This is a genomic window from Candidatus Rickettsia mendelii, assembly GCF_057543435.1.
Genome location: NZ_BTGX01000023.1, coordinates 14001 through 27928, shown reverse-complemented (window position 1 = coordinate 27928; position 13928 = coordinate 14001). Strand labels below are relative to the sequence as shown.

Below are 13928 nucleotides of genomic sequence, written 5' to 3'. Positions count from 1 at the left end.
TTTCGACATTGAAACTAATTTAATTAAACGATGGAATGGTATTTAAATAAAAATTAATTATTATTTATTAATAAGTAATATAAGTAGTAATTTTACTATTAAAATTTGTATTAAAAAAGACTCGTAAAATGATTAATTAAGTATTATTAGTCAAAAAAAAGTCTAGTGGATAGGGAGCGTACGATGCATGCAGCAAAAAAGAATAAGAAATACTATGGACTTGATTAATATTATCTCATGTGTCATTGAGAGAAAAAACTTTAAGTTCTGATCAAGCAATTATTAAGTAAAAGATGCTAAAAAGTTAGCATTTTTTTAGATTGCCACGCCCCTTACAATAGCTTGTAATGACAATAACAGGTATCTATTCCTTGTTTGGCTTTACAACAATAATAATTTTAGAAAATAAAATGGTCCGTAATAAAGTAAATAATGAAAAAAAAATAGTTACTAATAAAGAGGATAATCTGCCTATAACTAGAGTTTTACCCTCAAATATTCAAGCAGAACAAATGCTACTTGGGGCGATTCTCACTAATAATGAATTGCTAAATTATGTATCAGAATTTTTACGCTTAGAGCATTTTTTTGAACCTATTCATCAAAAAATCTATAATGCAATTGAAGTAATTACTGGAAAAGGTCTCATAGCTACTCCTATAACTTTACGTAGTATGCTTGTTCAAGATGAACTATTTCATGAAATAGAAAGAACAGAATATCTAGCAAAATTAATAACCATGTCAATGATGGTGATAAATCCAGTTGATTATGGCAAAATAATATATGATTTAGCTATAAAACGTAATTTAATAAATATTGGTGAAGAAGTAGTAAACGATGCTTATAATTCCTCATTAGAGATTGAAGCAAAAGAACAAATTGAACGTGCTGAAGCTAAACTTTACGATTTAGCTAGTGAAGGTTTAAATGAAAAGAGTTTTACTAAAATTGGTATTCCTATTTCTGAGTCACTTGCTAGCATCAATAGAGCGATGAAAAATAATGATCATGTAATCGGTATATCTACTGGTTTGTTTGATCTAGATAATAAATTGTTTGGTTTTCATAATTCTGATCTTATCATTCTTGCTGGGCGCCCCTCAATGGGTAAGACAGCATTTGCTATAAACCTTGCTCTTAATGCTTGTAATAATATGCGTATTAAGAACATTCAAGACAATCAAGAAATTCAATCGGTAGGTTTCTTTTCGTTAGAAATGTCTTCAGAACAGCTTACGACTCGTCTACTTTCAATGTGTGCAGGAATTGATTCTACTTCTCTTCGTACAGGAATCCTTGGTGAAGAAAAATATAATCGTCTTCGTAAGGAAGCAGCTGCTTTATCAGAATTACAATTTTTTATTGATGATACTCCAGCTCTATCTATTTCTGCTATTAGAACTCGTGCTAGAAGAATGAAACGTAAACATAATTTAGGTATATTATTTATTGATTATTTACAACTAATTAGAGGAGTAAGTAAATCTGAAAATAGAGTTAGTGAAATTTCAGAAATCACACAAGGTTTAAAAGCGATTGCTAAAGAGCTAAACGTGCCTGTTATTGCTTTATCCCAACTATCAAGAGCAGTAGAACTTCGTGAAGATAAAAAACCTATGCTATCTGATCTCCGAGAATCAGGAACCATAGAACAAGATGCTGATATAGTAATGTTTATTTATCGTGAAGAATATTATTTAACTAGAAAAGAACCTGGAGCAGGTGATGCTAGGCATGCTGAATGGCTAGATAAGCTCAATAAAGTCTATAATATTGCTGATATAATTATTGCAAAACATCGTAATGGACCAGTTGGAAATGTTCAGCTTTATTATGATAGTCAATATTCTAAATTTAGTAATTTAGAGAAAAGAGCTTTTAACTCGGCTTAAATTTTTATACTGCAGCTATGATGGCCTTGTTACATACTTGAAAAACTCGTTGTTATTCCCAGCAACTTAATTGCAGAATCTCTAAAATATACTATCATAGGTTATATTTCTAAGTAATGCATTTAAACTATAGTATGTACTTTTAGTTGTTTCCTGAACTATGCAAAGCCAATCACGCCACAACATGACAAATAATATTTCCATGCTTTTTATTTTTTCTAACCACTATTAATTAAAAGATTTTTCAGTTAGTAAAATACTAACTAGTATATTATAAATATTCTTATCACCAATGTAATAATTAAATATTTTTGTAGTTCAAGATAATAAAAATTTTTTATTTTTGCTTTGACTGCATTATTACAATTATCATACTCCTATTCCGAGTATTAATTTAGTAATAGCAAAAGATAAAATTGTCTAAACTAATGATTGTACAGATTACTATTTTGCTATAGCATTTAATTCCTTAATTAAATTTCTAACTTTAATCATCAAGGACATTACAAGTCTAAACTAGATATAATGCTGTAGGAATTAAGCTTCCAAATAAAAATGCTATTTTATATTAGCAAAATTAATTAAAGTATAATTACTTAAAAACTAAATGAAATAAAAACTACCAGAATTACCATACACCATATAAATATTGCTTTGTAGCTTGGTGAAAATAATGATAAATTGTACTGATTAATTATAAATAAGTCAAATAACAAAATTATTATTAATATTAAGTGATCCAATAAATAGAGAATAATTTATATAATCTACTAACTTTAGATACACACCTATATTATGTTTAATAACTAATAACGTTATTAAAGAGCATTTACAAATACTGCTAAGGTATATGAGAAGGATCTTAAAACTGACCATAGAAATAATTTTACCATAAAAAATATTTTCTCAGTGCTCAAGATATTAAACATTTGCTGACTTGAAGATTAATCTCTAAATTAATTTAAAAAATATAATACATTATAAACCAAATTAAGTACTTTGCTAGTACTATAGGCAATATGTCATACTGCTAGCAGGTACCTGAAATTAATAGGATTAAACTAATTTTTTAAGACACTCACGTATTTATATCTGCTTTAGTACACTCGCTTTGAAATTTATTATCAATACCTTACTGCTTTTTGCTGTACAATAAACTAATAATTGCTAACATAGTTATTAGTTAAAAACTTTATTATAAAAAAATATATTGATTTGCAGAAAAGAGTTAAAAATTTTCTAACTTTAATTAAGTAAAACTATCATTGTATAATTTTATTAATAATTTATATCAAATTACTTAATATATAGGTTTATTTGTATAGCTAGCTATAAAGAAGTAAATATTTAATATTGCTTTATCGGTAGCATTTTTATATTTTCTTATTGAAACATCTGCATTTATAGCATATGCAATAGTGATAAAATCATTATTCAATAAAATGCATAGATTAGCCAAAATAATTAGTAATGCAGGAGTTTGTTCAAGACGAGACGCTGAAAAACTAATAATTAGCGGACAAGTAAAAGTAGATGGTATTGTAGTTGTATCACCTGCTAAAAATGTTGGTATTAATAATAAAATTGAAGTATCAGGCTTATTAATCAATAATTCACAAAAACCAAGGCTTTGGATTTATTATAAACCGCTCGGTCTAATTACTACTAATAAAGATCCCTTATCACGTAAAACTGTGTTTGAGCAGTTAATTGGTTTACCACGAGTCATTTCTATAGGTAGGTTAGATTTAAATAGTGAAGGTTTATTATTACTTACCAATAATGGTGATTTAGCTCGGCAATTTGAACTTCCATCAAATAAGCTAAAACGTGTATATCATGTTAGAGCTTATGGTAATCCAGATATGCTACTAAAAAGTGATTATAATAATTTAGAAATTAATGGAATATTTTATAATCCTCACTCAATAAAGTTACTGAGAAAAAATCATACTAATGCATGGTTTGAAGTAGTGTTATTTGAAGGAAAAAATCGTGAAATTAGAAAAATATTTGAATATTTTAGACTAAAGGTTAATAAACTAATTAGAATTCAATATGGTAGCTTTAAAATAGGGAACCTTAATTCAGGAGATTATAAAGAAGTATTCTTAACTCAAAACATGCTAGAGAAATAATAACATTAAATTTAAATTATTACCGTAATTATATAACGAATAATATTTCACTGAATCATTTTATTAAATCAGTATTTTTTCAAAGGTAATGATAAACAGATGTGCAAAAATTCCAAATGTAAGAAGCAGTTTTAACTAATAGATTTTTATATCAGAAGAATTGTAAAAACTTCTATGGAAAAGGGCTGAGCTTATTAATGCTAATTATAAAAAAATAATTATTTGATAAGCAAATATTGAATATGCTCATCTTACCGATGTTATACTTACTGATGCAAGTGCATAGTTTATAATTTAAGTGATGCTACTTCAGTGATTCACAGCGTAACAAATTTTTGGCAAAAGTAAAAAGTTTTTAGTAAAGTTTGCTGTGGTAGTAGAATATAGCAGTAGCATCAGCATCTTTCATAATATTTCCTGTGTTATTAGGTTATGCCACTAAAATTGCTATTGCTGTATTTTAGTTGGAGCTATGCAGCCGTTATAAAATCACTTAAAACCTTTACATAATCTTCAGAAATTATTTGAAAATTTAACTAGTGTAATTAGGTAAATATATTTCACAGCACACCACCAGTATTGATGAGTTAGTAACAGAAAAACAAAAAGCTAGATAAAAAGCCAAAATAGAAAAATCCAAAAAACTAGAAGAAAATTCAAATATAGTAAATAATGATATTGATAAAACTAAGGAAAAAGATATTTTAAAATAAGTATGAAGAAAGCAAAAATAAAAAAAAAGTTTCAAGCCTAGTAAATTTATAGAAAAATTTAAGAGTAAAATTAACAAAATGATGTGCAGAAAGAATAAAAGAAAATAAAAAAAATCTATCTATAAGAAATATTAAAACTAAATAAGTGTTAAAAATAATATCAGGTAAATATCAAAATAAAATTATACCTACTGCTCGAAATATAAAATATCGTCCATCAACTGGTAAACTTAAAGAAGCAATATTTAGTATATTAACTTCAGGAGAGTTTATCTCTGATAGATTATTTAATAAAAATGCTCATATACTAGATTTGTTTGCCGGTAGTGGTAGCCTTGCTTTTGAAAGCTTATCAAGAGGAGCAGGTTTTGCTACTTTAATTGACATAGATCCATTTTCATTAAAAGTAGCCGCAGGATTTGCTAAATCTCTAAACATTGATAATAAAATTAACTTTGTCAATATTAATGCTTTAAATCTACCAAAAGCAAATAAGACTTTCGATATTGTCTTTATTGATCCTCCATATCATACTAATATAGTACCTAAGGTAATGAAATTGCTTATAAAAAATAATTGGCTTAAGGAAGGCACTATCATAGTTATTGAAATGGCTAAACTAGATAATTATGTTTTAGATAAAAATATTGAAATGTTGCGTATAAAACTATATGGCAAAGCTAAATTATTAATTTTAAAGTATAATATATGTTCCTCTTGATGTCATTCTCACAAAACATTTTTATGTGTCTTTTAAAAATTGTTCAATATAATGTCTGTAGAAACAGAAATGTAATAATTATATAAAACACAAATTTTTTATATTTTCATACTAAATTAGTATTGTTTTATCTAGATTCCTGATTCTAAATGAATAAGAGCTATACAACAATGTTCTGCTATTACTGAAGTAACATTGAAATCTTACAATAAAACTGCCCATAACTAAATATATAAAATAACACTTAAATATTATGAGTAAAGATAAAAAGCACTATGTATGTTCTAATTGTGGAAATATTAGCCCTAAATGGTCCGGACAATGTTTTGATTGCAGAGTATGGGGTAGTATTGTTGAAGAAGTAAGTTCGAATAAAGTAATTATTAAAACAGGTAGTAAGAAAGAATTTGATAAACTATCCGATTCCGTAGCAGAACAATCGCGTATTTCTACTCCAATAGCGGAATTTAATAGAGTACTAGGTGGCAGTCTTGTTAGTGGTTCTGCTATATTAATAGGAGGAGCCCCAGGTATTGGCAAGTCTACTTTATTATTACAACTGGTGGCTAGCAATTTTACTTCAAAGACGAATTGCCTATATATTACGGGTGAAGAATCGCTTGACCAAATAAAATTAAGAGCAATAAGACTAAATATTGTTAATAATCATACCAATATTTTAGCAGCTACTAATTTAGAAGATATTATTGCAACCATAGAAGTGAATAAGAGTAATATTGATTTAATAGTAATTGATTCTATTCAAACAATTACTACAAGAGAATTATCTTCACCTCCTGGTACCGTTTCTCAAATTCGTACATGTGCACATGAACTTGTTAATTATGCTAAACAAAATAATTTAATTATTTTATTAAGCTGTCATGTAACTAAAGATGGACAACTTGCCGGTCCTAAGATACTTGAGCATCTAGTTGATACCGTGTTATATTTCGAAGGAGACCATAATAACCATTTTCGTATTTTACGCTCATATAAGAATCGTTTTGGTGGTGTAGGAGAAATCGGAGTATTTGAAATGAGCAGTAGCAAACTTATTGAGGTAACAAATCCATCAGCATTATTTTTAATGAAGCGAGAACAAAATGTTGTAGGTACAGCAATTTTTGCAGGGATTGAAGGCTCAAGGCCACTACTTATGGAAGTACAAGCTTTAATAGTACCTTCAATTATGGCAATACCTAGACGCTCAGCAGTCGGCTGGGATACCAATAGATTATCAATGATACTTGCAGTACTAAGTAATAGGATAGGACTTAACCTTGCTCATTATGAAGTATATCTAAGTATTGCAGGCGGGCTTAAAATTACTGATCCTGCTTCAGATTTAGCAGTAGCAGCTAGCTTAGTGTCTGCTGCAACCAATAATCCTGTACCTGAGCGAAGTATTTTCTTCGGTGAAATAAGCTTATCAGGAGAAATAAGAAAAACCGCAAAAGCAGAAACAAGAATAAAAGAAGCTTTGAAGCTTGGATTTGATAAGATTATTTGCTCTAAGTTTGAAGATTTAACTTATGATTTAATATTCCCCATATCACATTTAAAAGATTTAAAAGAGATAATTAAATGAAAAAGAAATATAAAAACACTTTAGTGTATGAAATAGAAAATTTGGAAGAAGCAAGAAATTTTTTATCTTCTATAGAAGGAAAAGTTATGCTAACAACCCCGACTGGCAGTGTAAAATATTACGGTATGCTAGTAATTGATTTCATGTTTAAAACTTTAAGTAAGAGATTTCCTGAAAAAGTTGTAGGTTTTATCGCAAATGTTGATGATGATCATGCTGCTTTATTTACTGCAATCAAACTTAATTATGAAAATATAGTATATACAGGTAATTCATCTGAGGCTAAAGCATTACTAAAAAAATTATGAATATCAAAGATATAGGAGTAATAATTGCTAAAAAATATTTAAAAGAAAGTTCTTTTATTATTACAGTTTTTACTGCAAATCATGGTTTATACTCAGGAGTTGTAAATAAATCTTCTAAAAAAAGCAAATTTATATATCAAGAAGGTAATATTGTAGATTTTCTTTGGCAAGCAAGACTACATGAACACATAGGCATTGCTAAATGTGAACTTATTAAATCCTATATTGGTCACTTTATAACAAATAAAGCTAAACTATATGCTTTTAATTCAGTTATATCTTTAATCAAAGATCTTTTTCATGAAAGAGAAAAACATTCTAACTTTTTCTCATTTCTAATGAACTATTTAGATACTTTATCAAAGAATTTTTGTTTTCGTGATTATATTAATTTTGAACTAGCTTTACTTGCTGAAACAGGATATAAACTTGATCTTAGTAAATGTGCAGTTAGTCATATAACAACTGACTTAAGCTATGTATCACCTAAATCAGGTAGAGCATTATCATATAAAATAGGCATGCCTTATAAAGACAAGTTGTTAATTTTACCTAAATTTTTACTATTAGATAATAGCAAAATTACGTTAGAAGAAAAAAAACAAGCTCTCACTTTAACAAACTATTTTTTTAATAGGTATTTATTTTATAATAATAAACAACCTGAAGCACGTCAGGCGTTTATTGATTATATAATATCATTTTAGCCAAGCATTGTTGTGATGGATTCTTTGCTCAATGCAAATAATGTTCTGTTCTTATAGGAATAACATCAACTAAGCCATATAAATTTATACAATGAAAATCTTATCATTTGATACAACAAATAATACAACATCAGTAGCACTTTCTGAAGGTCTAAATATTCTTGCATATATAGAGGAATTACGTCCATCAATGCAAGCAGAAAATCTAATGTTAATGATAGAAGAGGTAATGAAAACAGCTAAATGCTCATATGATGAACTCAATTATTTAGCGGTAACTAACGGTCCAGGTAGTTTTACCGGTATTAGAATAGGTTTAGCTGCCGCTAAAGGTATATTATTTGCTAAGAAGAATATTAAACCAGTAGCAGTAAGCAATTTTGAATATGCTTATTTCAGAGCCATAGGGCAAGTTAAAAATTATGATAAAATCTATGTATTTCTAAATGCTTATCGCTCACAGCTTTATCTACAGATTTTTTATAAATCAGGAAAAATAGAAAAGCCCTTACTAATAGATTTTGGGCATGCTATTAAACTGTTAGAACATGAAAAAGGGAATGTAGTATGCTGCGGTAGTGGGCTACAGTTTATATATTCTCAAATTATACATTTGCAAAATATAATAATTTTGCCACGTTTTGCAAGAGTTAAGGCATTGGTCATTTGTAGACATATTGCTAGTAAATTAGTAAGTAATATAGAGCTAAATAGCTCCATCGAACCGCTTTATATACGTCCACTAGATACCAAAATTAATAAATTTTCTAGAGAAAAGAATAAGACTTGATAATCTTATTCGTCACCAATTTTTTATTTATTAGAGGTATATTATCTTACTAGAGACAAATTAGAATAAGAAGCGGAGTTATCTGCTATTACCAACAATCTGACAGTAAGAACAACTGTTTACAAAACTTTTATGACATTCTTCATTAAAATTTTAATACCTTCAAAATATCTTCATTTGATAATTTTTTCAGTTCTTGCTTAGAATATAATATTATATGTATCACATAATTTGTTTAATCTTTCACCATTTATTTCTTACTCAATGAATGCTTACTTTATAAAACATTTTATATTTGATGCTGTTTCCACAATTTTTCCTCGTTTTTCATTGTAATAATCAGCGTTGTGAATAACAATTATAAAGAAGTCAAAGCAGAAATTAATAATCATTAATCTTTAATTTAAAACTGATAATAGTATAAGAGTAAGCTCATTTATTAAGAAACTTTTCTGCTTCAAGGGCTGCCATACAACCGCTACCTGCAGCAGTTACTGCTTGCCTGTAAATTTTATCTTGAACATCACCAGCAGCAAAAATACCCTCAATACTAGTTTTAGTTGTTCCTGGCACAGTAATAATATAATTATTATCATCCATTGCAACCTGTCCAGTAAATAAACTTGTATTTGGTTTATGTCCTATAGCAACAAAAACACCACTACAATTTATTAAACTGATTTCTTTTGTATGAACATTCTGAATTTTAACTCCTGCAACAGATTTTGGGTTGTTATTGCCTATAATTTCGTGTACTATATGATCCCAAATTACTGATACTTTAGGATTTTTTAATAATCGGTTTTGTAATATTTTTTCAGCTCTAAAACTATCTCTTCTATGTATTATAGTAACCTTACTTACATGTTTAGTTAAATATAAAGCCTCCTCAACCGCACTATTACCACCACCTATTACTATCACTTCTTGATTTTTAAAAAAGAAAGCATCACAAGTAGCACACGCTGAAACACCAAAACCACGAAATTCTTGTTCTGAAGGTATATTAAGCCATTTTGCTTCTGCACCAGTACAAATAATTATACTCTCTGCTTTATACTCATATCCAAGCCCTGTAAATACTTTAAAAGGTCTTCCCAATAAATCTACCTTTTCTACATAATCATTGACAACTTCTGTACCAACATTTTTGGCTTGCGCAAGCATTTGCTCCATCAACCAAGGTCCTTGCACTGTTTCTGCAAAACCTGGGTAATTCTCAACATCTGTCGTAATAGTAAGCTGCCCGCCAGGTTGAATGCCACTAATCAATACTGGATTTAAAGCTGCTCTTGCTGTATAAATGGCTGCACTTAGCCCTGCAGGACCTGAGCCAATTATTAGTACTTTATTAGTAATTTTCATAATTATCATTATTTATTAATTTCTATCTTTGTTGTTCTAATTTCTCTAACCAAGATTTGACATAATTAATTTCTTCATGATTCATTAAAGAAGGTGTATGGCCTGCATACTTAACTTCATAAAGATCAAAAACTTTTGTTTCTTTCATTTTTCTAATAGTAGATTTAGTTAGAATTTGAGATCTAATACCATGAATCACTAATATTTTACACTTTATTTTATTCCATACAGACCATAGATCCACATCATCCTGTTTACCAGCATTCTTCATTCCCTGTGTTATAGCAGGATCATAATTCATTTTATATTTTCCGCCAAATGTAGAAATAACACTATATTTTGTCAAATAATCCCAATCTTCTTCATCATTAATACCAGATTGTGCGTAAATAAGTTTTAGATGCTCTTTTGCACTTGCTAAATCATCTAAAATTACTGTTTTTTTAGCATAATCTCCAATTTTAACTAAAGGAGCAGCATCGATAAATGCACCTATATCGTTTAATATTAAACTTTTGAAAATATTCTTATATTTACCAGCAAGTATCATACCTATGATACCACCCATTGAAGTACCAAGCCAAATAGGTCTTTTAATATTTAGTCTTTTTAAAAAAAAGACTGTATCTTTAATATAAGTTGTATAATTATAATGACTAGCTTTTTTAAAATTTTCGCTATCACCACGTCCAGGGTAATTTATTGAAATCACTCTATAATTTTTGCTCAATTCTTTAGCTACTTTATCAAAATCATGAGCATTTCTAGTTAAACCATGAGCACATACTATTATATTTTTATTTTTAGGATCACCGAATTCTACATAAGAAACCTTATGTTTTGGTATATATTGAAGAGGCACTAAATTAATATAGGGACCAATTTTTATTGAATTAATTTGCATATAAACCGATTAACTTAAATCACTTAAAAATATACTAACCATTGTTGGCATATATACTACTACAAAAAGTAACGATAAAAACACAGTAGCAGCAACTTTCTCAGGATAAAATTTTTGTAAACTCGCTATAACTATAGTATTTGCTGCAAGCGGTGCTGTAGAAAGTAGCTTTAAAGCATTATAATAATCATTGTTATACCAGCCTGTAATAAAATTATCAAACATGATAAATAGACCTACTCCAAGCGGATAAAATAAAAATTTAGCAGCAAAAGTAGCAATGGTAAATTTTATATCCACTTCGAATTTTTGCAGAGATGAAAGAGCAAGACCAACCATAACCATACCAAGTATAGAAAAAGCCCCTTTCATATTATATATGAAATCATCTAAGAAATCAGGTAAAGTAAAACCACAAAAACTAAACAAACATCCTAAAAAAAAGGCATTTAAAATTGGTAATTTTATTACTTTTAATATACTATTGGTAGTATTGGCAAAGCTTCTCATACAAATATAAAAACCAACGGAACATTCATAAATATTAACTCCTATTACTGCCATCATATAAATACTTAGAGTATAATCATCAAAAAGTGCTGCAGCTATAGGCAGCATAAAATATCCACCATTCGCCGTACCTGCAGATAAAGCTATAATATTACGTGTATGATCTTGCCAAAATTTGCCAAAAAAATAGTAAGAAAATAATGATAATAATGTTGCAATTATAAAGGTTACGACTGTAACACTTAACGCTGAAAGCGTTAAGGTTGTACTAGCAGGTATAGTAAAAAATACTATAGGTGATATAAAATAAAACAGTAATGAAGAGATACTATCTCTTTCAACATTTGAATATTTACCTGCTAAGAATCCTATTACTACACTTAATAACACCGAAACGGTTTTAAAAAAAACTATACTAAAAATTACCATGTAATGAACTACAGATATTATTATTTCATAATATATAAGATATTATTTTTTTCACTAGATTTTGTAAAGATTTTTACTTCATAGAATGAATATTAACTTTTAATTAAAAAACTCAAATATAGTACATATTTATGGTATCTAGTTTTATATAAAATACCCATATGTTTATACAAAATCTATTTTCTTTTCCCATTTCTAGACCTAACAAAAAAATATAAGATTACTAACAAAGAATATAATTATTGGCAATGATATAATTATTATTTAGGATGTTAAGTTACATAGTAACTTGATTTTAAAATATGTACTCAATAATGAAGAAAGACTATATCAAAGTATATATGATATACTTGATACTTTTTACAAAGTACATGAAGAATAAGAGCAACAAAATTAGTACTAACATATAGAAAGCTTCAGAGAAAGAAATTAAAATTTTTGCGAGTTACCAACTATAGTAGTATATTTTTATTTATCACCATGCAAAGATCTTAAGATTACTAGTTATATCATTTATCATACAAATGCAAACGTTATTTTAGATTGCTAGGCTACAGCCAAAGAATCTAGAGATGACCAAGATTAGTTCTACCGCTTGTTATAATATAATATTGCAATTTATTTAGATGGAAAGAACAGCTATTTAATTTGTTGATTCATAAATTATCTATATGCTACACAAAACGTACCAAGTAATAATCAAATATAGCATTTTGCTTGAAATTACAATTTATTTATTATAAATATAAACCTCGAGTATCTATATTGTAGGCTATTAACAATAACTATTAATTATTTCCTTTATTATTCAATTAACTTCTCTTTAAAAATTAAAGTATATAAAAATGATACATACTACTGACGTAATAATAATTGGTGCCGGACCGGTAGGATTATTTGCAATTTTTCAGGCAGGAATGCTCGGCATGAAATGTCATATTATAGACGCTCAAAAAACTGTAGGAGGCCAATGTATTACTTTGTATCCAGAAAAGCCTATTTATGATATACCAGCATATCCTAAAATTGCAGCAGAAGAACTAATAAAGCAGTTAGAAATTCAAACAGCTCCTTTTGAACCTGTATATCACTTAAATCAGCAAGCAATAGAATTAAGTAAACAAGAAGAATTTTTTAAAATTAAAACCTCAAAAAATACTATTATTAAAGGCAAAGTTGTTATTATTGCTGCAGGTGCAGGTTCATTTGGCCCTAACAAACCACCACTTGCAAATATTGAAGATTTTGAAGGCAAATCGGTTTTTTATTTTATCAATAACCGAAATAAATTTGCAGGTAAAAATATAGTTATAGCAGGTGGTGGTGACTCAGCTGTTGACTGGGCTATTTCTCTTTCTGAGATTGCTAATAAATTATATTTAGTGCATAGGCGTGATAAATTTACAGCTGCGCCTGAAAGCGTAAGGCGGTTAAAAAAAATTACAGAAACCGGTCAAATTGAATTAGTTACCGGTTATCAATTACATTCACTAGAAGGTGAGAATAACACACTTCAATCAGTTATAGTAAGAGATTTACAAAGTAATACCCGCAAATTAGATGTTAATATATTACTACCATTTTTTGGTTTAAAGCAAGATCTTGGTAGCTTATCTAATTGGGGTTTAAATGTTAAGCTTCACCATATTGAAGTAGATCCCGTGTATTACCAAACTAATATTTCCGGTATTTATGCAATTGGTGATATTGCTCACTATGAAGGTAAGCTTAAACTAATTCTTACTGGTTTTGCTGAAGCAACAAGTAGTCTTCATCATGCTTACAGCAAAGTATTTGACGGCAAAGCTTTGCATTTTAAGTATTCTACTACTAAATATGAAGAACAGAAATAAGGTG

Annotated in this window: 11 protein-coding genes; 8 read left to right on the top strand and 3 right to left on the bottom strand. The window is 28.4% G+C overall.

The window, feature by feature from the left end:
* The first annotated feature begins 410 nt into the window (after positions 1-410).
* The 7 genes from AC27F4_RS03645 to tsaB all read left to right on the top strand — a co-directional run bounded on the left by AC27F4_RS03645 (position 411) and on the right by tsaB (position 8863).
* Positions 411-1895 carry a replicative DNA helicase gene (locus AC27F4_RS03645; RefSeq protein ID WP_487062316.1) on the top strand — a complete coding sequence of 495 codons (1485 nt, stop codon included), beginning with the start codon at positions 411-413 and terminating at the stop codon, positions 1893-1895.
* 1442 nt (positions 1896-3337) lie between these two features.
* Positions 3338-4033, top strand: coding sequence for a pseudouridine synthase (locus AC27F4_RS03640; RefSeq protein WP_487062177.1), 696 nt, complete (start codon positions 3338-3340; stop codon positions 4031-4033).
* Between the two features lie 858 nt (positions 4034-4891).
* Positions 4892-5467, top strand: a complete 576-nt coding sequence (rsmD, locus tag AC27F4_RS03635; protein ID WP_487062175.1) for a 16S rRNA (guanine(966)-N(2))-methyltransferase RsmD — start codon at positions 4892-4894, stop codon at positions 5465-5467.
* Positions 5468-5720: 253 nt separating this feature from the next.
* Positions 5721-7058: a DNA repair protein RadA gene (gene radA, locus AC27F4_RS03630; RefSeq protein WP_487062173.1), complete on the top strand. Its 1338-nt coding sequence runs from the start codon at positions 5721-5723 to the stop codon at positions 7056-7058.
* Entirely contained in the window at positions 7055-7366 is a 312-nt protein-coding gene (locus AC27F4_RS03625) for a hypothetical protein (RefSeq protein WP_487062171.1), read from the top strand. Before radA ends, AC27F4_RS03625 begins: the two co-directional genes overlap by 4 nt.
* Positions 7363-8073: a DNA repair protein RecO gene (gene recO, locus AC27F4_RS03620; RefSeq protein WP_487062169.1), complete on the top strand. Its 711-nt coding sequence runs from the start codon at positions 7363-7365 to the stop codon at positions 8071-8073. The genes AC27F4_RS03625 and recO overlap by 4 nt, the downstream gene beginning before the upstream one ends.
* A gap of 91 nt (positions 8074-8164) precedes the next feature.
* Entirely contained in the window at positions 8165-8863 is a 699-nt protein-coding gene (gene tsaB / locus AC27F4_RS03615) for a tRNA (adenosine(37)-N6)-threonylcarbamoyltransferase complex dimerization subunit type 1 TsaB (RefSeq protein ID WP_487062167.1), read from the top strand.
* 432 nt (positions 8864-9295) lie between these two features.
* Here the strand turns inward: tsaB and trxB are convergent, their stop codons facing one another.
* Genes trxB through AC27F4_RS03600 form a run of 3 tightly spaced genes read right to left on the bottom strand, consistent with a single transcriptional unit; the run spans position 9296 to position 12071 of the window.
* Positions 9296-10228 carry a thioredoxin-disulfide reductase gene (gene trxB, locus AC27F4_RS03610; protein WP_487062165.1) on the bottom strand — a complete coding sequence of 311 codons (933 nt, stop codon included), beginning with the start codon at positions 10226-10228 and terminating at the stop codon, positions 9296-9298.
* Positions 10229-10250: 22 nt separating this feature from the next.
* On the bottom strand, positions 10251-11132 hold the full coding sequence (locus tag AC27F4_RS03605; protein ID WP_487062163.1) for an alpha/beta fold hydrolase: 882 nt from the start codon (positions 11130-11132) through the stop codon (positions 10251-10253).
* A 9-nt stretch (positions 11133-11141) separates the two neighbouring features.
* Complete coding sequence (locus AC27F4_RS03600; protein WP_487062161.1) at positions 11142-12071, bottom strand: AEC family transporter; 930 nt, start codon at positions 12069-12071, stop codon at positions 11142-11144.
* Between the two features lie 848 nt (positions 12072-12919).
* On the opposite strand from AC27F4_RS03600, the gene AC27F4_RS03595 reads away from it, so the two are divergent.
* Complete coding sequence (locus AC27F4_RS03595; RefSeq protein WP_487062314.1) at positions 12920-13924, top strand: NAD(P)/FAD-dependent oxidoreductase; 1005 nt, start codon at positions 12920-12922, stop codon at positions 13922-13924.
* Positions 13925-13928: the final 4 nt, after the last annotated feature.